This window comes from Piscinibacter lacus, assembly GCF_016735685.1.
In the GTDB taxonomy this organism is placed as follows: domain Bacteria; phylum Pseudomonadota; class Gammaproteobacteria; order Burkholderiales; family Burkholderiaceae_C; genus Aquariibacter; species Aquariibacter lacus.
Window position 1 is genome coordinate 411,165 of record NZ_JAERRA010000001.1, and the last position, 21,781, is coordinate 432,945.

Annotated in this window: 21 protein-coding genes; 10 read left to right on the forward strand and 11 right to left on the reverse strand. The window is 73.1% G+C overall.

Features of this window, described 5'->3' with window-relative positions; genetic code table 11:
• Positions 1–13: 13 nt before the first annotated feature.
• Positions 14–1,027 carry a YheT family hydrolase gene (locus JI742_RS01930; protein WP_201823507.1) on the reverse strand — a complete coding sequence of 338 codons (1,014 nt, stop codon included), beginning with the start codon at positions 1,025–1,027 and terminating at the stop codon, positions 14–16.
• A complete protein-coding gene (locus JI742_RS01935; RefSeq protein ID WP_201823508.1) occupies positions 1,024–1,470 on the reverse strand; it encodes a YybH family protein in 447 nt (148 codons plus the stop codon). The genes JI742_RS01930 and JI742_RS01935 overlap by 4 nt, the downstream gene beginning before the upstream one ends.
• 60 nt (positions 1,471–1,530) lie before the next feature.
• Between JI742_RS01935 and JI742_RS01940 the strand changes: the two genes are divergently transcribed.
• The 3 genes from JI742_RS01940 to JI742_RS01950 all read left to right on the forward strand — a co-directional run bounded on the left by JI742_RS01940 (position 1,531) and on the right by JI742_RS01950 (position 3,736).
• On the forward strand, positions 1,531–2,160 hold the full coding sequence (locus tag JI742_RS01940; protein WP_201823509.1) for a sigma-70 family RNA polymerase sigma factor: 630 nt from the start codon (positions 1,531–1,533) through the stop codon (positions 2,158–2,160).
• 7 nt (positions 2,161–2,167) lie between these two features.
• Positions 2,168–2,944: an anti-sigma factor gene (locus tag JI742_RS01945; protein ID WP_201823510.1), complete on the forward strand. Its 777-nt coding sequence runs from the start codon at positions 2,168–2,170 to the stop codon at positions 2,942–2,944.
• A 252-nt stretch (positions 2,945–3,196) separates the two neighbouring features.
• On the forward strand, positions 3,197–3,736 hold the full coding sequence (locus JI742_RS01950) for a DUF3455 domain-containing protein (protein ID WP_201823512.1): 540 nt from the start codon (positions 3,197–3,199) through the stop codon (positions 3,734–3,736).
• Positions 3,737–3,908: 172 nt separating this feature from the next.
• Here JI742_RS01950 and JI742_RS01955 read toward each other — a convergent pair whose 3' ends face one another.
• A complete protein-coding gene (locus tag JI742_RS01955; RefSeq protein WP_201823514.1) occupies positions 3,909–4,142 on the reverse strand; it encodes a hypothetical protein in 234 nt (77 codons plus the stop codon).
• A gap of 108 nt (positions 4,143–4,250) precedes the next feature.
• Here JI742_RS01955 and JI742_RS01960 point away from each other — a divergent pair, with 108 nt between their 5' ends.
• Complete coding sequence (locus JI742_RS01960; protein WP_201823516.1) at positions 4,251–5,090, forward strand: hydroxypyruvate isomerase family protein; 840 nt, start codon at positions 4,251–4,253, stop codon at positions 5,088–5,090.
• Positions 5,091–5,119: 29 nt separating this feature from the next.
• Here the strand turns inward: JI742_RS01960 and JI742_RS01965 are convergent, their stop codons facing one another.
• The 3 genes from JI742_RS01965 to pcaCD form a co-directional block, all read right to left on the reverse strand.
• Positions 5,120–6,085 carry a hypothetical protein gene (locus JI742_RS01965; protein WP_201823519.1) on the reverse strand — a complete coding sequence of 322 codons (966 nt, stop codon included), beginning with the start codon at positions 6,083–6,085 and terminating at the stop codon, positions 5,120–5,122.
• Complete coding sequence (locus tag JI742_RS01970; protein WP_201823521.1) at positions 6,085–7,134, reverse strand: XdhC family protein; 1,050 nt, start codon at positions 7,132–7,134, stop codon at positions 6,085–6,087. Before JI742_RS01970 ends, JI742_RS01965 begins: the two co-directional genes overlap by 1 nt.
• A gap of 163 nt (positions 7,135–7,297) precedes the next feature.
• The gene (pcaCD, locus tag JI742_RS01975; protein ID WP_201823523.1) at positions 7,298–8,569 is read right to left on the reverse strand and encodes a bifunctional 4-carboxymuconolactone decarboxylase/3-oxoadipate enol-lactonase PcaCD; all 1,272 of its coding nucleotides are present in this window, start codon (positions 8,567–8,569) and stop codon (positions 7,298–7,300) included.
• Between the two features lie 70 nt (positions 8,570–8,639).
• Between pcaCD and JI742_RS01980 the strand changes: the two genes are divergently transcribed.
• From JI742_RS01980 to JI742_RS01990, 3 genes are all read left to right on the forward strand, one after another.
• Positions 8,640–9,245, forward strand: coding sequence for a septal ring lytic transglycosylase RlpA family protein (locus JI742_RS01980; protein WP_201823525.1), 606 nt, complete (start codon positions 8,640–8,642; stop codon positions 9,243–9,245).
• A 76-nt stretch (positions 9,246–9,321) separates the two neighbouring features.
• Positions 9,322–11,058 (forward strand): DUF1800 family protein, encoded by a 1,737-nt coding sequence (locus JI742_RS01985; protein ID WP_201823526.1) that lies wholly within the window; start codon positions 9,322–9,324, stop codon positions 11,056–11,058.
• Positions 11,055–12,317, forward strand: a complete 1,263-nt coding sequence (locus tag JI742_RS01990; protein ID WP_201823527.1) for a DUF1501 domain-containing protein — start codon at positions 11,055–11,057, stop codon at positions 12,315–12,317. The genes JI742_RS01985 and JI742_RS01990 overlap by 4 nt, the downstream gene beginning before the upstream one ends.
• Before the next feature lie 15 nt (positions 12,318–12,332).
• Here the strand turns inward: JI742_RS01990 and JI742_RS01995 are convergent, their stop codons facing one another.
• Positions 12,333–13,856, reverse strand: a complete 1,524-nt coding sequence (locus JI742_RS01995) for a CoA-acylating methylmalonate-semialdehyde dehydrogenase (protein ID WP_201823529.1) — start codon at positions 13,854–13,856, stop codon at positions 12,333–12,335.
• Positions 13,857–13,988: 132 nt separating this feature from the next.
• Between JI742_RS01995 and JI742_RS02000 the strand changes: the two genes are divergently transcribed.
• Both JI742_RS02000 and JI742_RS02005 read left to right on the forward strand, forming a co-directional pair.
• Entirely contained in the window at positions 13,989–14,981 is a 993-nt protein-coding gene (locus tag JI742_RS02000; RefSeq protein WP_201823530.1) for a LysR family transcriptional regulator, read from the forward strand.
• A gap of 617 nt (positions 14,982–15,598) precedes the next feature.
• The gene (locus JI742_RS02005) at positions 15,599–16,210 is read left to right on the forward strand and encodes a TetR/AcrR family transcriptional regulator (RefSeq protein ID WP_201823531.1); all 612 of its coding nucleotides are present in this window, start codon (positions 15,599–15,601) and stop codon (positions 16,208–16,210) included.
• Positions 16,211–16,225: 15 nt separating this feature from the next.
• Here JI742_RS02005 and JI742_RS02010 read toward each other — a convergent pair whose 3' ends face one another.
• The 3 genes from JI742_RS02010 to JI742_RS02020 all read right to left on the reverse strand — a co-directional run bounded on the left by JI742_RS02010 (position 16,226) and on the right by JI742_RS02020 (position 19,280).
• On the reverse strand, positions 16,226–16,642 hold the full coding sequence (locus tag JI742_RS02010; protein ID WP_201823532.1) for a universal stress protein: 417 nt from the start codon (positions 16,640–16,642) through the stop codon (positions 16,226–16,228).
• Positions 16,643–16,823: 181 nt separating this feature from the next.
• The gene (gene aceB, locus JI742_RS02015) at positions 16,824–18,413 is read right to left on the reverse strand and encodes a malate synthase A (RefSeq protein WP_201823534.1); all 1,590 of its coding nucleotides are present in this window, start codon (positions 18,411–18,413) and stop codon (positions 16,824–16,826) included.
• 120 nt (positions 18,414–18,533) lie between these two features.
• Positions 18,534–19,280, reverse strand: coding sequence for a haloacid dehalogenase type II (locus JI742_RS02020; protein WP_201823535.1), 747 nt, complete (start codon positions 19,278–19,280; stop codon positions 18,534–18,536).
• Positions 19,281–19,477: 197 nt separating this feature from the next.
• Here JI742_RS02020 and JI742_RS02025 point away from each other — a divergent pair, with 197 nt between their 5' ends.
• Positions 19,478–20,398: a LysR family transcriptional regulator gene (locus JI742_RS02025; protein ID WP_201823537.1), complete on the forward strand. Its 921-nt coding sequence runs from the start codon at positions 19,478–19,480 to the stop codon at positions 20,396–20,398.
• 18 nt (positions 20,399–20,416) lie between these two features.
• Here the strand turns inward: JI742_RS02025 and JI742_RS02030 are convergent, their stop codons facing one another.
• Entirely contained in the window at positions 20,417–21,763 is a 1,347-nt protein-coding gene (locus JI742_RS02030; protein ID WP_201823539.1) for a protein kinase domain-containing protein, read from the reverse strand.
• Between the last annotated feature and the right edge of the window lie 18 nt (positions 21,764–21,781).

Here is a 21,781-nt window from a genome sequence, read left to right on the forward strand (position 1 = left end):
GGGCCGGTCCGGTTCAGCCGCCGGCGCCGGCTTCGTGCATCCAGGCCATCACCGCCTCGGGCAGGCCCAGCACATGGCCGGGAAAGCGGCCGGCCGGGAAGCCGACATGGCCGCCGGTCGGCGGTTGCCACAGCGTGACCCAGGGCCCGACCTCGTGCCGGCCCGGCAGGCTGTCGCCAGGCACGAAGGGGTCGTTGCGCGCATTCAGCACCAGGGCCGGCAGGCGGATCTGCGCCAGCCGCGGCTGCGAGGACGCACGCGCCCAGTAGTCCTCCGTGTCGCGAAAGCCGTGCAGCGGCGCGGTGAACACATTGTCGAAGTCGTAGAGGTCGCGCGCGGCCAGCAGCCGCTCGCGGTCGAACAGGCCGGGATGCTGGGCCAGCTTGGCCAGGGCCTTGGGCTTCATCGTGCGCAGGAACATGCGCGTGTAGACCAGCCGGTTGAAGCCGCGGCCGATGGCATGGCCGCCGGCGGCCAGGTCGATCGGCGAGGACAGCGCGGCCACCGCCGCAGCCGTCGCGCGGGCGCTGTCGCCGGCCTCCTGCGCCCAGCGCAGCAGGGCATTGCCGCCGAGCGAGACGCCGATCACCGCCAGCGGCGCCGCGCTGCGCGCGCGCAGACGCGCCAGCACCCAGCCGATCTCGGCATGGTCGCCCGAGTGGTAGGCCCGCGGCGCCAGGTTCAGCTCGCCCGAGCAGCCGCGGAAATGCGGCACCACGTAATGCCAGCCGCGCGCCCGCGCCCAGTGCGCAAAGGCCAGTGCGTAATGGCTGCGCGAGGAGCCCTCCAGGCCGTGGAAGAGCACCAGCCAGGGGGCATCCGGCGCGGTGCCGGGCGCATCGCTGAAGTCCAGGTCGATGAAGTCGCCGTCGGGCGTGGTCCAGCGCTCGCGCCGGTAGCTCGGCGGCGGACCAAGGTAGGACCGCGAGCCCAGGGCCGGCCAGATCGTCTGCAGATGCCCGCCCAGCGCACCGCGGCCGGCCAGCCAGCGCGGGGCATGCGGGGTGGCGCGGGCGGCGCCCTTCAATGCAGCACCATCGGCCGGTCCAGCGGGCCGGGCGCACCGGCTGCGGCGGCCGGCATCGGGCTGGCGTGATGCAGCACCATGCGCCAGCCCTGCGGGGTCAGCAGGTAGACATTGCTGGCGAGGGCCTGGACCTGCCGGGCCTCGCGGCCGCCGCCGAGACGGACCTGCTCCAGCACCTGGTGCACGACGAGTTCCTCGCCGCGCAGGCGCTGCACCGTCGCGGGCTGCACATCGACCGGCCCGCGCGAGAAGATCTCGCCGAAGGACGCCCGGATCGCCTCCAGCCCCTGCAGCGCCGGGCCGCCGGGGTGGATGCAGCAGACCGCCTCCTCCTCGGCCCACAGGGCCATCAGCTTCTCCAGGTCGCCGGTCTGCATGGCTTCATAGAAGCTCGCCTCGACATCGTCGGGCGTCAGGGGCAGGACCGGGGGCGGGACAGGCATGGCAGAGCGGCATTGTAGGAAGCCCGTCCCGGCGAGTCCGTCTCCCTAGAATCGCGGCCCATGCAAGCCCTGCCCCCCAGCGACTGGAGCGAACGCAGCCATGCCCTGGCCGCCCTGCTGGCCCAGGTGGGCTTGGGCAATCGCCTTGCTTTCCAGGAGCTGTATCGCCTGACCGCGCCGCATCTCTTCGCCGTGGTGCTGCGTATCCAAGGCAACCGAAGCCTCGCCGAGGATGTTTTGCAGGACGTCTACGTCAATGTCTGGCGCGCCGCCCGGACTTTCGATGCCCAGCGTAGCCAGCCACTGACCTGGCTGGGCAGCATCGCGCGCCACCGCGCCATCGACAGCCTGCGCCGGCAGCAGACCCAGCCTGACACCGTGCCGATGGAGGTCTTCGACCTGCCGCCGGGCGAGGACGAGCGCGCCCCGGCCGACGAGCTTGCCAGCGCCGAACCCGGCCCGCTTGAACTGCTGGAGCGGGCCGGCCGCGCCCGCGCCCTGCAAGACTGCATGCAGGCCCTGCGGCCCGAGCAGCAGCAGGGCCTGGCCCTGGCCTTCTACCAGGGCCTGTCGCACAGCGAAGTGGCCCAGCACCTCGGCCAGCCCCTGGGCACCGTCAAGAGCTGGCTGCGCCGCGGCCTGCTGGCCCTGCGGAACTGCCTCGACCGCGCCGCCGAGCGCGAGCACTGAACCGGCCATGGACTACGGACGCCCGCTTCTTGCCGACCGCCTGGCGGCCGAGTACGTGCTCGGCACCCTGCGCGGCCCGGCGCGGCGCCGCTTCCAGGCCCTGCTGGCGGGCCATCCGGCCCTGCGCGCCGCGGTGCGCGGCTGGGAGGCGCGCCTGCTGCCCTTCGGCGTCAGCGTCCCGCCGGTCGAGCCGCCGCCGCATGTGTGGTCAGCCATCGAGCAGCGTGCTTTCCCGGCCGATCGACCCGCCACCGCGCCGCCGCGCTGGTGGCAGCGCCTGGGCCTGTGGCAGGGCCTGAGCGCGGCCGGCCTCGCGGCGGTCGTGCTGCTGCTCTCGGCGCGCGGCCCCCTGGCACCCGAGCCCCCGGCGCCGCTGGCCGAGGCGCCCCCGCCTCCGCGGCTGGCCGAGCTGCCCGCCGCGCCGCCGCTGGCCTCGCCCCCCCTGCTGCTGGTGCTGGATCCCCAGGCCGCGCCGGCCGGCCGCCGCCTGCCCGTGCTGCGCTTTGCCGCTGCGCTGAGCGCCGACGGGCGCGCCCTGGTGCTGCGGCCGCTGACCGAGGCGCGTCTGGCGCCGGACCGTGCGCTGGAACTGTGGGCCGTGCCCGCGGCGGGCGCGCCGCGCTCGCTGGGCCTGGTGTCGGTGGACGATGGCACCACCGTCCTGCAGGCGCTGCAAGTCGAGGGCACGAGCGCCCTCGCCATCAGCCTGGAGCCCGCGGGCGGATCGCCGACCGGCGCACCCACCGGCCCGGTGCTGGCCGTCGGCGCGCTGCCGCCGCGCTGAGGCCTGCCAGGGCGCCGCGGCCACCCGGCCGCCGCGCCGGCATGCTGCCGTGCCGCCATGCGGGCCGGCCGCGGCAGTCATCCACCCGCGCGAGGCGTGACACATGCCACGCCCGCCGGGCGCGCTTGCAAGTCCTTGCATCCAGCCTGCATCCGGGATCGGCGTGGCGTCGTTGTGTTGGTGTCAGGGCATGAGCCTGTGCCCGACGTCCCACCCGACACCCTGTCCGACATCCCGGAGTCTCCGCAAGCCATGAGCAAGTTCCTCGTCCTCCCGGTGGCCGCTGCCGCCCTGCTGTCCGCCTGTGCCGCGCTGACAGGCCCCGCCCCCGTGGACAACGCCGCCCTGCCCGAGGCCGTGCGCGCCCCGGCCGGCACCAAGCAGCTCGCGGTCCACATCGTCGACGACGGCAAGATCACCTACGAGTGCCGCGAGAAGGCCGATGCCAAGGGCAGCTACGCCTGGGTCTTCGTCGGTCCCGACGCCGCGCTGAAGGTGGACGGCAAGTCGGTCGGCAAGTACTACGGCCCGCCGGCCACCTGGCTGTCCAACGACGGCTCCAAGGTCACCGGCAAGCAGCTTGCCGTCGCGTCCAACGGCGCGGCCAACATCCCGCTGCAACTGGTGGAAGCCACTTCGGTCGGCGGCGACGGCCTGCTCAAGCCCGTCAGCCACATCCAGCGCCTGAAGACCGTGGGCGGCATCGCGCCGGCCAAGACCTGCGACGCCGCCAGCAAGGGCGCCAAGGAAATCGTCGGCTACAAGGCCGACTACGTGTACTACACGCGCTGAGCCCCCGCCGGGCCGCTGGCCGGCCCGGTGCTTCGGTCGATCGGGCGCGCAGGGCGCGGGCGATCGGTCCGGCAATCCACGCCGCCTTCGGGCGGCGTGTTCACGTGCGGGGCCCGGTCGATGCCGGCTCGGCGCCGGTCGCATCGACCCGGCGCGCCCAGGGCCTCGGGCCTCAGCAGCGGCCGGAGCGGCGGCTGCGCGGTTGCAGCTTGTCCAACTCGGCCAGGCGTTCCTTGAGCAGCAGCATCAGCGTGCGGGCATGCTCGACGGGCAGGCGCAGCGTGCTGTCGGCGCTGTCTTCGCCCGCCTTGCGCGGCAGCACCAGGGCCTGCAGGGCGATGTCGATCGCGCCCTTGTCGTGGCGGGCGGAGACGAGGCGCTGCACCTCGATGTCATAGGTCTTCACGGACGGGCTCGGTGGCTGGAATGGTGCCGATTGTCGGAGCCTGCGGGCCGGGCCGGCCGCGGCTTTGGGCATGATCCCGGCCTGCCTGCTTCTTCCGCCCGCGCTGCCATGCCCCGCTTTGCCGCCAACCTGTCGATGCTCTACACCGAGTGGCCGCTGCTGCAGCGCCCGCAGGCGGCGGCCGAGGACGGCTTCGAAGGCCTGGAGATCCAGTTCCCCTATGCCGAGCCAGTGGCTGCCTGGCAGGACGCACTGGCCGCCGCCGGCCGGCCGCTGGTGCTGATGAATGCACCGGTCGCCGGCCGCACGCCGGCCGAAGCCGCCGCGGCCTGGGCCGCCGGCGAGCGTGGCCTGGCCGCGCTGCCGGGCCGCGAGGACGAGTTCCGCGCCGGCTTCGACCTGGCCTGCCAGTACGCCCTGGCCCTGGGCGTGCCGCGCCTGCATGTGCTGGCCGGCTGCCTGCCGCCCGGCGCGCAGCGCAGCGAACTGCAGCCCACCTACCTGGCCAATCTGCGCTGGGCGGCCGAGCGCCTGCGCGGCAGCGGCCTGACGCTGCTGATCGAGCCGATCAATCTGCGCGACATGCCCGGCTACTTCCTCAACCGCCAGGACCATGGCCACGAGATCCTCGACCTGCTCGAAGCCGGCGGCCTGCAGCCCGAGGTCGCCGGCCGCCGCCTGGTGCAGGTGCAGATGGACCTCTACCACTGCCAGGTCGTCGAGGGCGATGTCAGCCGCAAGCTGGAGCGCTGGCTGGGCAGCGGCCGCGTCGGCCACCTGCAGATCGCCGCCGTGCCCGACCGGGGCGAGCCCGATGCCGGCGAGCTGCACCATCCGCACCTCTTCCGCCTGATCGACGCGCTGGGCTGGGCAGGCTGGGTGGGCGCCGAATACCGGCCGCAGGCCGGCACCCGGGCCGGGCTGGGCTGGCGCCACGCGGCGGGCTGAGCCGGCGCGGGCCACCGCTTCACACCGGCTCAGGGCGGGGCGGGGGGATCGGCCCGGGCGGGCGCAGGGTCGTCGATGCGGCAATCCTGCTGCACACGGTCGGCGGCGATGGCGGCTTCCAGCGTGTCCCGCACGCTGTGCAGGCTGAGGAAGACCGCGCGCGGGCCGCCCGGCGCCTCGCGGCGCGACACCACCATGCCGCCGACCCGCCACTGCGCCGGGTCGTCCGGATCGGCCACCGGGCGGTCGGCCGCCTGCGCCTGTCGCAGCGGCCCGTAGAGCAGCGGCCCGCCCGATTGGCCGGCCGCGCCGCGGCAGGTGGAGCGCCAGCCGCCGAAGGGCGCGTCGTGCTCGCCGGTGGCGCAGGGCGCTTCCAGCACCGCGCGCGGTTCGGGCCCGGGCTTGGCGACGTCGGCCGGCAGGCCCAGCAGGCGCAGCGGCTGGCCCTTGCGCGGCGCCTGGCCCGCCAGGCGTTCGGGCGGCAGCGCGCGGCCGGGTTGGGCGGTATCCAGGCGCAGCAGGGCCCAGTCCTGATGGCTGCCCATGATCTGGCCGACGGCGATGACCCGGGCCTCGCCCCGGGCCGGCGGCTGGCCCTCGCGGCGGGCCATCTGCCAGCGGACGCGGGCGCCGAGCGGGCTGTCGAAGCTGAAGACCGGGTCGCCGTCGGTCCCGGGCGTGGCGGCATTCACGCCATGGCGCACCGTCAGGCCGTAGCGACCGGGGCATTCGGCCTGCGGCCACAGGAAGCCGGTGCTGAGCAGGTCGTTGATGGGCCGCCCGTCCAGCGAGGCGCCCTGCACCTGGAAGAGCGCCGCCACCGCCTCGCGCACCGCCGGAAGCACCGGGTCGGGCGGGGCGGCTTGGGCGGGCGGGGCGGGCGACTGCGCCTGCACGGCGCCCGCGCCCAGCAGCAAGGCGGCGAGCAGGCTTGCGATGGCGGCGCCGGTCCGCCTGCGCACGGGCGGGGACTTGCGGGCGGGGTGCGCGCGCATCAGGCGTCCAGGCCCTGGCAGGCGATCGGCAGGGCCTGGCCCAGCCGCAGCGCGTCGCGGCCCTGCATGCCGGGCGGCAGCTCGCTGCCGTGGCGCACGGCCGTCATCTCGGCCAGGATGGCCACGGCAATCTCGGGCGGCGTGCGCGCGCCCAGGCGCAGGCCGATCGGCCCGTGCAGGCGCGCAAGCTGCGCCGCGCTCAGGCCGAAGTGCTCGGCCAGCCGGGCGTGCCGCTTGCGCTGGTTCAGGGCCGAGCCGAGCGCGCCGACGTAGAAGGCCGGCGAGGCCAGGGCCTCCATCAGCGCGAGGTCGTCCAGCTTGGGGTCGTGCGTCAGCGCGACGATGGCGGTGTGCGCATCCGGCTTCATCGCGAGGACCACGTCATCGGGCATGCCCGGCACGAGCGGCGCGTTCGCCACCGGCCAGCCGCCTGCATGCTCCTCGCGCGGATCGCAGACGCTGACCGCATAGCCCAGCGCGCCCGCCATCTCCGCCAGGTAGCGGCTGAGCTGGCCGGCGCCGATGATCAGCAGCCGCCAGGAGGGGCCGTGGGTGCTGACCAGGGCGCCGCGTCCGTCCTCGGCGGTCTCGTCGAGCCAGGTGCCGTCGGGCGCGTCGCCGGCCAGGGCCTGGAGCTGCACCCGGCCGTCGGCCAGGGCCAGGCGGCGCTGCACGCGCTCGCCGGCGGCCAGGCGCGCGAGCAGTTCGTCGAGCGCCGACTGCGGCCCCAGCGGCTCCATCACCAGCGCCACCGTGCCGCCGCAGGGCAGGCCGAAGCGGGCCGCTTCCTCGCGGCTGACGCCGTAGCGCAGGCGCTCGGGGCCGTGGGCGGCCAGGCGGCCTTCGCGCATGCGCAGCACCAGGTCGTCCTCGATGCAGCCGCCGGAGACCGAGCCGGCCAGCCAGCCGTCGTCGCGCAGCGCCAGCAGCGCGCCCACCGGCCGCGGCGCCGAGCCCCAGGTCCGCACCACGGTGCCGAGCACCACCCGGTGGCCCCCGGCCTGCCAGGCCTGCGCACGGCGCAGCACTTCGATGTCCATGTTGTCCATGGCGGGATCATGCCGCGGGGCGGCCGGCCTGCCTTGCGCTGCGGGTATGCGTAGCGCACTGGGGCGCTTGCCGCGGCCCCGCGGCGCCTGGGGCCTGAAGGGCTGTCGGGCATCTGGTTGCCGGGCTGCCGTACCGCCCCAGCCCGGCCCCGGGCCCGGCCGATCAACCCAGCGCGTCCAGCCAGCCCTGCACGGCCTGGGCGAAGGCCTGGGGCTGTTCGATCACGCCGAGGTGCGCCGCATCGGCCAGCACCTGGAGCTGCGCGCCCGGGATGGCGGCCGCCAGGGCCTGGTGGCCGGCGACCGACATGCTGGGATCCTCGGCGCCGGCGATCACCAGGGTGGGCGCGGCGATCTGCGGCAGGCGGGCCAGGCTGTCGTGGCCGGCCACGGCGCGCAGGGCGGCCAGGTAGCCGCTGCAGTCGGTGCGCGCCAGGCGGCGCTGCCAGCGGGCCACGGTGGCCGGGTTGCGCTCGCGGAAGCCGGGGGTGAACCAGCGTTGCATCGCGGCCTCGGCGGTCGCATCCAGCGTGCCGGCGGCTTCGATGGCGGCGGCGCGCTCGGCCCAGCTGGCCGCCTGCGCGGGGTCGCCCGCGCTGGTGTGGGCCAGCACCAGGCCCTTGAGCAGTTCGGGTCGGCGCAGGGCCAGCTCCTGCCCCACCATGCCGCCCAGCGAGAGGCCGACGAAGACCACCGGGCCGCAGCCGAACTCGGCCTGCAGCTCCTCGATCAGGCGGCTCGCGTCATCGGCCAGTGCGGCCATGCTGAGCGACGGGCCGGCCGGCAGCTCGCTGCCGCCGTGGCCGCGGTGGTCGTAGCAGACGACGCGGCAATCGCTGGCCAGGCGGTTGGCCAGGCCGTCCCACAGGCTGCTGTCGGCACCGAGCGCATGGGCCATCACCACGGTGTGGCGGGGGGTGTCGACATCGCGCGCCTCGCGCACCGTGTAGTGCAGGGCCGGCCTGCCCGCCGTGCGGCGTTGCGCGCCGACGCCGGGGTGCACGGTGTCGGCGGCCGAGCGTGGCGGCAGCTCGTGGCCCAGCTCGCGCAGCAGCTTGACCGTGGTCGCCATGGCCGTGTTGGCCGCCGGCACGCCGGCGTAGATGGCGACCTGCATCAGCACCTCCTTGACCTCCTCGGGGCTCAGGCGGGTGGCCGGATCGCCCATGCCCAGCGAGGCGCGGGTGTGCAGGGTGAACTCGTCCCAGCGGCCCAGGGCGCTGGTCACGGCCAGCACGATCACGCGGCGGGTCTTGGGGTCCAGGCCGGGACGGCCCCAGATCTCGTGCCAGGCGTAGCGGGTGATGAAGTTCTGGAAGTCGGCATTGAAGGCATTGGCATTCGGCACCGAGGCGTCGACCCAGGCATCGCCCAGGATCTGCCGGCGGTTGCGCATGCCGCGTTCGATGTCGTGGTCGTAGGGATCGTGAGGCATGGCGGGTGGGACCGGGCGTTGCAACAGGGTCTTCATTTTCGCGGCCGGCTGCCTGCGCTAAGGTGGCGCCATGCTGCGCCGCGACCGCATCCCTGCCCTGCGCCCCCGGCCCCTGGCCCCGGCCTGGGCTCCGGGCCTGCTGGCCCTGCTGCTGGCGGCCTGCGCCAGCGGGCCGGTGCCGCGGGCCGACCGCGACGGCCCCAGCGAGCGTTCGCCCGCCGAGCTGGCCGAGCTGCCCGATGCGGTGCCGCGTGTGGAGCGCCTGCGGGTCGGCGGGCCGAACAAGCCCTACACCGTGCTCGGCCAGCACTACACGCCGGAGACCGAGGACGTGCCGGTGGTCGAGCGCGGCCTGGCCTCCTGGTACGGCCGCAAGTTCCACGGCCGGCCCACGGCCAATGGCGAGATCTTCGACATGCACGGCATGAGCGCGGCCCACCGCACCATGCCGCTGCCAAGCTATGCGCGGGTGCGCAATCCGCGCAACGGCCGCGAGATCATCGTCCGCGTCAACGACCGCGGCCCCTTCCACCCCGAGCGCATCATCGACCTGAGCTATGCCGCGGCGGTCAAGCTCGGCGTACAGCGCGGGGTGGCGATGGTCGAGGTCGAGCGGCTCACGCACGACATGATCCGCGCCGAGGCCTGGCGCGCCGCGGGCATCGTGCCCGATTGAGCCGGCGGCCTGCCGGGCCCCAGCGCCCTGGGCATACTCAGCGTTCCCGGGATGCTCTCTTTGAGGTCTGCCGAGCATGAAGCCTGCCCATCCGCCGAACCCGGCCCAACGGCCTGACCGCCCGGGCCGCCGCGCGCTCATGCAGCAGGGCCTGGGCGCCCTGGCCGCCCTGGGCCTGCCAGCCGGTGCCCCTGCCGCCCAGGCCGATGCGCGGCTGGCGCCGGCCGGGCTGCGGCTCGATCGCTCCGCGGCCGCCCGCTGGCTGGGCTTCTGCACCTTCGGGCCCACCGAGGAGGAGATCGAGGCGGTCCATCGCATCGGCCCCGCGGCCTGGCTTGACCAGCAGCTCGACGCCCCGCCCAGCCGCAGCGTCACCGAGTGGATCGATCGCAAGGGCCCGCCGGGCCGCGAGGACGCGCGCCAGTCACCCCATTTCGACACCCGGCTCCAGGCCATCGACTGGAAATGCATCTGGGCGCCGGATGCCGTGCGCCAGCGGGTGAGCTATGCCCTATCGCAGATCTTCGTGGTCTCCGAAGTCGGTGCCGACCGCATCGCCAACCCCTATGCCTATGCGCATTTCTGGGACCTGCTGAATGCCGGCGCCACCGGCAACTTCCGCCAGTTGATCGAGGACGTGAGTGCCAGCCTCGACATGGCCTTCTTCCTCACCTACCTCAACAACCGCAAGGCCGACGAAGCCACGGGCCGCCAGCCCGACGAGAACTACGCCCGCGAGCTGATGCAGCTCTTCACCATCGGCCTGTGGGAGCTGGAGGAGGACGGCAGCCAGCGCCTGGATGCCGATGGCCGACCCATTCCGACCTATGGGCAGCAGGACATCGTCGAGCTGGCGCGCGTCTTCACCGGCTTTTATTCCGACGGGCCGCGGCGCGACGGCGTGCGCCTGGCCTTCGGCATCGAGAACCACGGGCTCTATGGCCCGGCGGCCTGGTCGCGCCGGCTCAGCGTCAAGGCCGACGAGCATGCGCCCGAATCGACGACCGCCCTCAAGGGGCGCGTCCGCATCCCCGCGGGCACCGAGGCCTACACCGCCCTGGGCCGCACGCTCGACGCGCTGTTCAAGCACCCGAGCTGCCCACCCTTCATCGCGCTGAACCTGATCCGGCGCCTGAGCACCAGCAACCCATCGCCTGCCTATGTGCGGCGCGTCGTCGCGGCCTTCAAGGACAACGGCCAGGGCCAGCGCGGCGACATGAAGGCCGTGCTGCGCGCGGTCTTCCTCGACCCCGAGCTGTTCGACCCGCCGAGCGACCGGCCCTTCGGTCGCATGACCGAGCCCTATGTCAGCACCATCGCCCTGGCCCGTCAGCTTGGCGCGCATTGCGATGCCGAGCAGCAGCGCTTCGCCGGCCTCTGGCATCACAAGCGCTTTGCCTCGCAGCGGCCCTTCACCGCGCCGACCGTCTTCAATTTCAACCAGCCGGATTTCGCGCCCCAGGGGCCGATCCAGCAGGCCGGCCTGGTCGCGCCCGAGCTGCAGAACTGCGACGAGTACGGCGCCACCCTGCGCTTCAACGGCGTCGGCGCGCTCTGCGAGGGCCTGCCCATGACGCCCGAGCTGCTCGAGCGGCTGGCCACACCGGCCCATGATGCCGAGCTGCTCGACCGCTACGCCCTGCAGCTCTGCGGCAAGACCCTGCCCGCCCGCGACCGTGCCGCCCTGCTTGCGGAGCTGGCCAAGCTGCCACGCGGCCGCGACGCGACCGCGGCACGCACCCAGCGCCTGACGGTGCTGGCCAGCATGGTGTGGTTCATCACCGTCCACCCCGAGAACATCGTCCGGCAATGAAGCCCCCTCTTCCGGCCGACCCCGCCGCCGCGCCCGCCCACCGGCGCCTGATGGTGATCTACCTGGGCGGCGGGCTGGATTGCCACCAGCTCCTGTCGCCGCGCCGCGGCGCGAACCGCCAGGCCTACGAGGCCGCCCGCGCCGGCTTGGCCCTGCCCGACCATCCGCGCAGCGCCCTGGACGCCGACTGGCAGCTCCATCCTCAACTGCCTGCCCTGCACCGGCAGTGGACGCGCGGCCGGCTCGGCGTGGTCCCGAACGTCGGGCCGTTGCTGCGCCCGACCGACGCCCGGCAGTACCGCGAGCGCAGCGCGCTGCTGCCGGTGCAGCTCTTCAGCCATTCGGATCAGAACGAGCTTTGGCAGGCCGGCGCGCCCTTGGCCGAGGTGGAGGGCGGCACCGGCTGGATCGGTCGCTTGATGGAGGCGCTGCACCCGCAGTTCAACGCCCGCGCGCTGTTGACGCCCATGCTCAGTGCCAGCGGTCCGCAGCGCGCCTTCCGCGCCCAAGCGCTGCGCCAGGTCGGCCTGGGCAAGGACGGCGCCGAGCCGCGCTTCCCCGGCTACCGGGTGGCGCCGGGGGTGGTGGCGCTGGCGCAATCGATCATGAACCGGGTGCCCGACGGGCGGGCGCATTTCGCCCACCCGATCGCCGACGAATACGCCCGCGCGCAGCGCCGTGCGCAGGAGACGGTCGAGGTCATCAACGAGGCCATCCGGGCCGTGCCCCTGGCCACGCCCTTCCCGGTGCTGCCCGAGCTGCGCACCGCCGCCCGCCTGTTCAAGGCCGATGCCGCGCTGGGTCGACGTCGCTCGGCGAGCTTCTTCGTCCATGGCGGCTACGACCATCACCGCAACCTCAGCACCTTGCTGGACGCACGGCTCAAGGAGCTGGACGCCGGCCTGGCCGCCTTCTTCGAGGCGCTGGCCGAGCTTCGCATCGAAGATGAGGTGCTGACCCTCATCTATTCCGAGTTCGGCCGCTGCCTGGTGCAGAACGGCTCGGGCACCGACCACGGCTGGGGCGGCCATGCCCTGCTGATCGGCGGCGGCCTGCGTGGCGGCCTCTACGGTCGCACGCCCGACCTGGGTCGCAAGGGCCCGGACCTGGTCGACGCTCGCGGCCTGCTGCTGCCCAGCACCGCGACCGAGCAGCTTCATGCCGAGATCGCGCGCTGGATGGGCCTGCCCGAAGCCCGGCTGCCCGAGGTGCTGCCGCTGCTCCCGCGCTTCCCGCGCCTGGCGCTGGACTGGGCCTGAGCGCGGGCCGGCGCCTCAGCGCGCCGTCGGCATCGTGAATTCGGCCGCCGAGGCCGCGCGCGCCTCGGGCCAGCGCTGCATCACGCTCTTCTGCCGGGTGTAGAAGCGCAGGCCTTCCTCGCCGTAGGCATGGTGGTCGCCGTAGAGGCTCTGCTTCCAGCCGCCGAAGCCCTGCCAGGCCATGGGCACTGGGATGGGCACATTGATGCCGACCATGCCGACCTCGACGCGGCGCGAGAACTCGCGGGCCGTGCCGCCGTCGCGGGTGAAGCAGGCCACGCCGTTGGCATAGGCATGGCCGTTGACCAGGGCCAGCGCGGCCTCGAAGTCCGGCACGCGCACGCAGGCCAGCACCGGGCCGAAGATCTCCTCGCGGTAGATGCGCATCGCCGGCGTCACATGGTCGAAGAGGCTGCCGCCGGTGAAGAAGCCGCCCTCGCGGCCCGGCACGCGCAGGCCGCGGCCGTCGACGACGAGCTGCGCGCCCTCCTCGACGCCGAGGCCCACATAGCCCTCGATCCGCGCGCGCGCCTCGGCGGTGACGATGGGGCCCATCTCCACGCCCTCGTGCAAGCCGTCGCCGATCTTCAGTGCGCGGGCGCGGGCGGCGACGCGCTCGACCACCGCATCGGCGATGTCGCCGACCAGCACCGCCACGCTGATCGCCATGCAGCGCTCGCCGGCCGAGCCGTAGGCGGCGCCGACCAGGGCATCGACCACCTGATCGAGGTCGGCATCGGGCATCACCACCAGATGGTTCTTCGCGCCGCCCAGGGCCTGCACGCGCTTGCCGTGGCGCGCGCCGGTTTCAAAGATGTGGCGGGCGATGGCGGAGGAGCCGACGAAGCTCAGCGCGGCCACGTCGGGGTGTTCAAGCAGGCGGTCGACGGCCAGCTTGTCGCCCTGCACGACGTTGAACACCCCGTCCGGCAGGCCGGCCTGCTTCAGCAGCTCGGCCATGAAGAGCGAGGGCGAGGGATCGCGCTCGCTGGGCTTGAGGACGAAGCAGTTGCCGCAGGCCAGGGCGACCGGGACCATCCACATCGGCACCATCACCGGGAAGTTGAAGGGCGTGATGCCGGCCACCACGCCCAGGGGCTGGCGCAGCAGCCAGTTGTCGATGCCGGTGCCGACCTGGTCGCTGAAGTCGGTCTTCAGCAATTGCGGCGCCGCGCAGGCGAACTCGACGATCTCGATGCCGCGGGTGACCTCGCCCTGCGCGTCGTTGAAGACCTTGCCGTGCTCGGCCGTGATCATCGCGGCCAGGGTGTCGCGGTGCTGGTTCAGCAGGCCGAGGAAGGCGTTCAGGATGCGTGCGCGGCGCAGCGGCGGCGTCTGCGACCAGGCCGGAAAGGCAGCCCGCGCGGCGGCGACGGCGGCATCCACCGTCGCGGCATCGGCCAGCAGCACCTCCCGCGCGGCGGCGCCGGTCGCCGGGTTCCACACCGTCTGGCGGCGGCTGTCTGCGGGCTGCAACACCTGGCCGCCGATGTGGTGGCCGACGGGGGCGTCGCCGAAAAGGGGGCTTGCAAGGGACATGGCGCAACTCCGGACCGTGAGGATCAAGCCTCTCAGCCTACGCAGCCCCCGGCCCGCGGACCAGCCCCGCCGACGAACTACATTGTTCGATGAACTGAACAATCGACGCCGCGCCAGCCCGTCCGACCCGCCATGCCGCCCCTGCCCGACCCCCAGCGCCTCGACCTGCTCTGGCCCCAGGTCCACACCCTGGGCGTGCTCGCCGAGCAGGGCAGCGTGACGGCCACCGCCGCACGGCTGGGCCTGAGCAAGGCCGCGGTCAGCCAGCGCCTGACCGAGTTGGAGCGGGCCGCCGGCCTGCCCCTGCTGCGCCGCACCACCCGCAGCGTGCGCCTGACCGAGGCCGGTCTGCAACTGGTCGAGGCCACCCGCGGCGCCTACACCCAGATCGCCCGCGGCTTTGCCGAGGTGCGCGACCTGGCCGAGGCGCCGCGCGGTCTGCTGCGGCTGACGGTGCCGGTCGCGCTGGGGCGGCAGCACATCGTCCCGCACCTGGCGGGCTTCCTGCGCGCCCATCCGGGCCTGCGCATCGAGCTGGACCTGTCCGACCGCCTGGTGCCGCTGGCGCGCGAGGGCTACGACCTGGCCATCCGCCATGCCAGCACGGCCCCCGAGGACCATGTCGCCTGGACGCTCTGCCCGACCCGCGCCGTGCTGGTGGCCACGCCCGAGCACCTGCGGGCCCGCGGCGAGCCGCGGCACCCGCGCGAGCTGGCCGCCCACGAGGCCCTGGGCTACTGGCGGCCGGGCGAGCCGGCGGCCTGGCGCTTCGAGCCGCTGGTGCCTGCGCCGGGCGAGCCTGAGCCCCCGGTCACCGTGCCGCTGCGCGGCGCCCTGGCCGCCAACAACAGCGAGCTCCTGCGCGCCGCCGCGCTCGAAGGCCTGGGCCTGGCCTTGCTGCCGGATTTCAGCGCCCAGGCCGAAGTCCGGGCCGGGCGGCTCCAGCCGCTGCTGCCGGACTGGCGCGAGGTCTCGGCCTTCGGCCGCCACATCCTGGCCCTCCGGCCCGCCCACGTGGCCCCGACCCGCGCGGTGCAGGCCCTGGTGGCCCATCTGCGCGAGGTGCTGGCCGAAGGCTTCCCGCTGACGGCCGACGGGACGGGCAAAAAAAACCCGCCGACTTGAGGTCGGCGGGTTGAGAGGATCCCCCGGAGGAGACCGTTGGGCCCGTGGGGCTGGCGCGTGCTGCCCGCGGCCCCGGCATCGTGGGAACGACCGTGCTTCGACGGTTGGGCCGGAGGGGGCGGAACGCGCTGCCCGGTTCGAGATCCAGCGTCGCGGGACGCCAGCGTGTGACAGCACGGCGCGAATGGTGAGAGCATCGGAACCCGGGGCGTCTTCCCCCGAAAGAGTGGTGCGCACGAAAGTGCGGCCGACGTCCGCTCAGGGCGGCGGCCGATACCCGGGATTGAGCCCGTCCTCACCCCCATACTGTGGAATCGCTGCGCAGGCCGCCCCGCGACACTGCGGCCATGCCTTCCGACCTGCGCCGCTCCCTCGTCCGGCCCGCCCGGCCCCTGGCCTGGTGGCGTCGGTGGTGGCCTCAGGGCTGGCCCCGTCGGGGCGGCCCGTCGAAGACTGAGCCGGATCCGGCCGACCTCGGCATCTGCCTGGGGCTGGAGCTGAGCCTCGCCTCCCGGGGTGCCGAGCCCACCCCTCCGTCCAAGACGCGCGTGGCGACTTGACGTTCGCGGTGGAGACGGTGCGTCTGCCTGAGCGACGCGCCGTCTTACACTGCCGTCATGGACAAACCCAGCTTTCGCGAACGGGTGCTGGTGGCCCGCGAACAGGCCATCGTCGAAGCCGCCAACCGCCTCCTGGCTGAAAAAGGCTTCGACCTGATGACCGTCGACGAGGTCGCGGCCCAGGTCGGCATCGCCAAGGCCAGCCTCTACAAGCACTTCAGCTCCAAGGAATCCCTGGCCGCTGCGGCCATGGTGAGGTTGATGGACCGGGCCCTGGCCTTCGTGGCCGAGCGCGAGGCCCTGGAGCCGCCACCCGCGCCGCTCGACCAGCTCAAGGCCGTGGCCCGCTGGAGCATGGAGGTGCAGATGGCCGGCGAGATGCCGAGCCTGCCGGCGCAGAACTCCAGCCTGCGTGCCGAACTGACCGGCCGGGCCGATTACCTCGACCGCCTCTTCGAGCTGAGCGACCGCATCGGCGCCTGGGTCGAGGCCGCCCAGGCGGCCGGCGCGCTCAACCCCAAGCTGCCGCCCGAGGTGGTGCTCTACACCGTCTACGCGCGGGCCTGCGACCCGGTGCTGGCCGTGCTGCGCCAGGCCGGCAGCGCCAGCCCCGAGCAGATCATCGACTGGGTGCTGGGCAGTTGCTTCGACGGCCTGGCCGCGCGCTGAGCGCGCGGCCCTCGCTCAGCGCACCAGCAGCACCGGCGTCTCGCAGCCGGCGAGCACCTTGGTCGCCACCGAGCCCATCACCAGATTGCCGAGGGCCGTGTGGCCGTGCGAGCCGAGGATCAGCAGATCCTGCTTGGCCGAGGCCTTGGCGATCAGCTCGGCGGCATGGCCGACCTTGCTCAGGAACTTGGCCTCGACGCCCTGCTTGCTCAGGAAGCTGCGGATGGGCTTGAACACCTTCTCGGCCTCTTCCTCGTAGTAGCCCTGGAGGCTGTCCTTGTCGAACAGCGATGCGGCGCGGGCCGGCACGGCCGGCACGGCGGTGAAGACGGTCAGGGCCTGGCCGCGGAGGAAGCGCTCCTCATGGGCGACCAGGTAGGCCAGCATGCGCTTGGTGGTCGGGCTGCCGTCGACGGCGATGAGGATCTTCATGGAAGGGGCTCCTGAAAAAGGGGGCCGCACGGGGCGGGCTCGCGACGAGTGTTGCACGCCGGCCCGCCCGCCCATGCGGTGAAAAAAGCTCGCCGTCCGGCCATGAAAAAGGGCCTCCGGAGAGGCCCCTGGGGCATGCGGCTTCAGGCGCCCGCGGGCGCCCGGCGCGGCAGCCGGCGGATCAGAAGCTGCCTTCCTCGTACAGCGGCAGGGTGAGGAATTCGGTGAACTCCTCGCTGGTGCTCATCTGTTCGAAGATCTCGGCGGCGCGGTCGACGGTGGTGCCCTCGTAGCCGGCGTCCTTGAGGCCCTGAAGCTCCTCGGCCACCATGGCGCGAACCATCACTTCGGTCACCTTGCGGCCGTCCTCCAGCACGCCCTTGGGCGAGCGGATCCACTGCCAGACCTGGGAGCGCGAGATCTCGGCCGTCGCCGCGTCTTCCATCAGGTTGTAGATGGGCACGCAGCCATTGCCGGCCAGCCAGGAGGCCAGGTAGTAGATGCCGACGTTGATGTTCATGCGCAGGCCGGCCTCGGTGATCGGGCCTTCGGGCTTGAACTCCAGCAGGTGCTCGGCCTCGATGTGGGTGTACTTCTTCTGGCGGCTGATCTGGTTGGGCCGGTCGCCGAGCACATCGACGAACTCCTTCATCGCCACATCGACCAGGCCCGGGTGCGCGACCCAGCCGCCGTCGTAGCCGTCGTTCGCATCGCGGCGCTTGTCCTTGATGATGCCGGCCATCGCGATCTCGTTCTTCTCCGGATCGTTCTTGATCGGGATCAGCGCGCTCATGCCGCCGATGGCGGGCGCGCCGCGCTTGTGGCAGGTCTTGAGCAGCAGCAGCGCATAGGCGCGCATGAAGGGCGAGGTCATGGTGACCTGCTTGCGGTCGGCCAGGCAGAAGTCGCGGTCGTTCTTGAACTTCTTGATGCAGCTGAAGATGTAGTCCCAGCGGCCGGCGTTCAGGCCCGCGCTGTGCTCGCGCAGCTCGTACAGGATCTCCTCCATCTCGAAGGCCGCGAGGATGGTCTCGATCAGCACGGTCGCCTTGATCGTGCCCTGCGGCAGGCCGAGGTGCTGCTGCGCCAGCACGAAGATGTCGTTCCAGAGGCGCGCCTCCAGGTGGCTCTCCATCTTCGGCAGGTAGAAGAAGGGGCCGGCGCCGCGGCCGAGCAGCTCGAAGGCGTTGTGGAAGAGGAAGAGCGCGAAGTCGAAGATGCCGCCGGAGACGCGCTGGCCGTCCACCGTCACATGCTTTTCGTCCAGGTGCCAGCCGCGCGGGCGAACTTGCAGGGTCGCCAGCTTCTCGCCGAGCTTGTAGGTCTTGCCGGCCTGGCCCAGGGTCAGGGTGCGGCGCACGGCCTTGTAGAGATTGACCTGGCCCTGGATCTGGTTGCGCCACTTCGGGGAGTTGCTGTCCTCGAAGTCGGTCATGTAGCTGTCGGCGCCCGAGTTCAGCGCATTGATGACCATCTTGGCGTCGACCGGCCCGGTGATCTCGACCCGGCGGCATTCCAGCGCCTTGGGCAGCGGGGCGATGGACCAGTCGCCTTCGCGGATGTGGCGGGTCTCGGCCAGGAAGTCCGGGCGCTCGCCGGCGTCGAGGCGCTTGGCGCGCTCGATCCGGGCGGCCAGCAGCTCCTGCCGGCGCGGCTCGAAGGCGCGGTGCAGCTTGGCGACCAGCTCCAGCGCCGGCAGGGTGAGGATGTTGTCGAAACCCGGCTCGATGGGGCCGGTGATCTGCATGCCTTGGGGCAGGGTGAGGCTCATGGGAGGGCTCCTGGGGTCGGGGCGCGCGGCGGCGCGGTCGGAGAAAGCGGAAGGACCTGCACGCGGCGGTGCGGTCGCGGGGAGGGACGCTGGGGCCGGTGTTCTGCGGTGGCGGGAAGCTCAGGCGTCGGCCGCATCGCCGGGGTCACCGAGCAGCGGCAGCAGGTCATCGAGTCGCCGGCCTTGGTGGGTCGGCGGGGGATCCAGGGTCTCGCAAGGCAGGCCCGCGCGGTTCAGCCAGAAGCTCGTGAAGCCGAACCAGGTCGCGCCGAGCGCGTCCCAGCCATTGCTCGACACGAACAGCACCTGGCGGGCCAGCAGGTCGGGCTGGCTCTGGCGCAGCACCTCCAGCCCGTGCTGGTACACGCGCGGATCGGGTTTGTAGCAGCGCAGCGGGCCCACGCTGATCAGCGGATCGATCAGGTCGGCGATGCCGGCGCTCTTGACGGCCACGGCGATCATCGCCGGGTCGCCGTTGGAGAGGATGCCCGCCGGCAGGCCCAGCGCCCGCACCTGCTGCAGGACGCGGCGGTTCTCGGGGTAGGCGCTGAGGTGGCGGTACTCGTTCATCAGCCGCTCCTCGGCAGCTTCGTCCAGCGCCAGGCCCAGGGCCTGGGCGGCGTAGCGCAGGGCGGCGCGGGTCAGGTCCCAGAAGGGCTGGTAGAGGCGCCCGCCTGCATCGCCCAGGCTGACCAGGCGGCTGTACTCGATCTGCTTGTCGCGCCACAGCCGGGCCAGGGCCTCGCCGCGGCCGGGGAAGCGCTGCTCGGCGCTGGCGGCCACGCTGTAGACATCGAAGAGCGTGCCGTAGGCGTCGAAGAGCACCGCTCGCAAGGGTGTCCGAGGGTGGAGCGGCAGCTTGTCCATGCGGCCACTGTATGCGCAAGCCGGCGGGCGATTGATGCACCGCAGCGCGCTGCATTCCTGCGCGGCGTGCACGAATCCACCGGCCGGCGGAGGCCGTTGCGGCCCCCGCTTGCATCCCCGTCTTTCCGCTGCCTGACAGGCGCAATCACCCCCTGGCCTGCCGGCAGTCCATTGCCCTGCGACCATAATCCGCTGCCATGGACCGGCTCAAGCAATTGGAGTCCTTCGTCGGCGTCGCCACCAAGGGCAGCCTGACCCAGACCGCCGCCGAGGAGGGCGTGGCCCCCGCCGTGGTTGGCCGGCGCATCGATGCGCTGGAGGAACGCCTGGGCGTGAAGCTGCTGGTCCGCACCACGCGCCGCATCACCCTCACCCACGAGGGCAGCGCCTTCCTGGAGGACTGCCAGCGCCTGCTGGGCGAGCTGGCCAATGCCGAGGCCAGCGTCAGCGCCGGCGGCGTGAAGGCCAGCGGCCACCTGCGGGTGACGGCGCCGGCCGGCTTCGGCCGCCGCCATGTGGCGCCGCTGGTGCCGCGCTTTGCCGAGCTGCATCCCGACGTGACCGTCTCGCTGAACCTGGCCGACCGCATCGTCGACATCGTCCACGAGCGCTACGACTGCGCGGTGCGGGTCGGCGACCTGCCCGATTCCAGCTTGGTTAGCGTACGCCTGGCCGACAACCGGCGCGTCTGCGTCGCCACCCCGGGCTACCTCCAGCGCCACGGCCGGCCGCAGCAGCCCGAGGACCTGGCCCGCCACGACTGCCTGACGCTGACCTCCGAGGCCAGCCAGATCCGCGGCTGGGCCTTCACCGTCGATGGCGAGGTCGTGCGCCTCAAGCCCAGTGGCCGGCTGGATTGCTCCGACGGCCAGGTGCTGCACGACTGGTGCCTGGAAGGCCGCGGCATCGCCTGGCGCAGCCGCTGGGAAGTCGAGGCCGACCTGGCCGCCGGCACGCTGCAAAGCCTGCTCGACGACTATGCCGCGCCGCCCAGCGGCATCTACGCCGTCTTCCCGCAGCGCAAGCACCTGCCGCTGCGGGTGCGGCTGTGGATCGACTACCTCAAGCACAGCTACGGCGACCCGGCCTACTGGTCCGCGGCCAAGGCGCGCGGCTGAGGCTGCGCCCTTCCCGGGCTAGAGGATGCGCCGCGGGTGCGCCAGCGCCTCGTGCGCGGCGTGAAGGCGCCGCACCAGCACGCGGATGAAGGCCTGGTCCATCTGCTGCCGGGTGCCCGCGCCCAGGCTGGCGAGGCGGGCCGGGCTGAAGCCCAGGGTCGTCGTCGGCGCGGTGCAGACGATGTCGGCCTGGTGCCGCTTCAGGGCCGGGCTGGGCGCCAGGTAGGCCATCTCGCCCACCGAGGTGCCGGCGCCGAGCCGGGCGACGCAGCGGCCGTCGCGATGCACCTCGACCTCGCCGCGGGCAATGATGTGGAAGGCGTCGCCCGTCTCGCCGGCCCGGTGCAGCAGGGTGCCGGCCGGGTGCTGGGCCCAGTCGCCGCGGCGCACCAGCTCCCAGCGTTCGACCTCGCCGAAGCCGGCGAAGAACTCCAGCTCGCCGAGCAGGCGGAAGCGTTCGGAATCCAGCAGCTCCTGCGGCCCGGGCCGCGGCACCTGCCGGTCGGCGAGCAGGGCCGACAGCGCGGCCGCGAAGGCCTCGCCGTCGGCCGGCCGCCCGGCGGGCGACTTGCTCAGCGCGCCCCGCACCACCGCCTCCAGCGCCGGGCTGACGCCGGGCCGCAGCGGCGCCAGCGGCGGCGGCGGGCGGTCGAGGATCTGCGCGATCAGCGCCGCCTCGCTCGGCGCCTCGAAGGGCGGCCGGCCGGCGATCAACTGGTAGAGCACGATGCCCAGGGCATAAAGGTCGCTGCGGCCATCGAGGGTGCCGCCCTCGACCTGCTCGGGCGACATGGTCCGCAGCGAACCGACCCGCGCGACCTGGGTGCAATCGGCCCGCAGGTTCAGCACGCTGCCGAAGTCGCCGAGCTTCACCCGCGCGATGCCGCCGGCCGCATCGCGCTCGACCAGCAGATTGGCCGCCTTCACGTCGCGGTGCACCAGGCCCTGGCGCGCGACCTGGGCCAGTGCCAGGGCGAGCTGGATGCCGATCTCGACGATGCGGTCCAGCGGCAGCAGGGCATCGGGCCGGGTGTGCGGCCGCAGCGTGCCGCCATGCACCGGCTCCATCACCAGATAGGGCCCGGCCGGGTCGTCGGCCGCGTCGTAGAGCGTGACCAGGTTGGGATGCTGCAAGCGGCCGATCAACGCAGCCTCGGCGGCGAAGAAGCGCTCGCGCAGGCGGCTGGCTTGCTGGTCGGTCGGATCCTGCGGCGGCAGGCGCTTGATCGCCACCGGCCGGTCGAGGAAGTCGTCGTGGCCGAGGAAGACCTCGCTGCTCGCGCCCGCCCCCAGCCTGGACAGCACGCGATAGCGGCCGATGCGCGAGGGCAGCGGGGGCTCGGTCGGTCCAGGCGCGGCAGGCATGCCGGCTTTGTAGCGCGG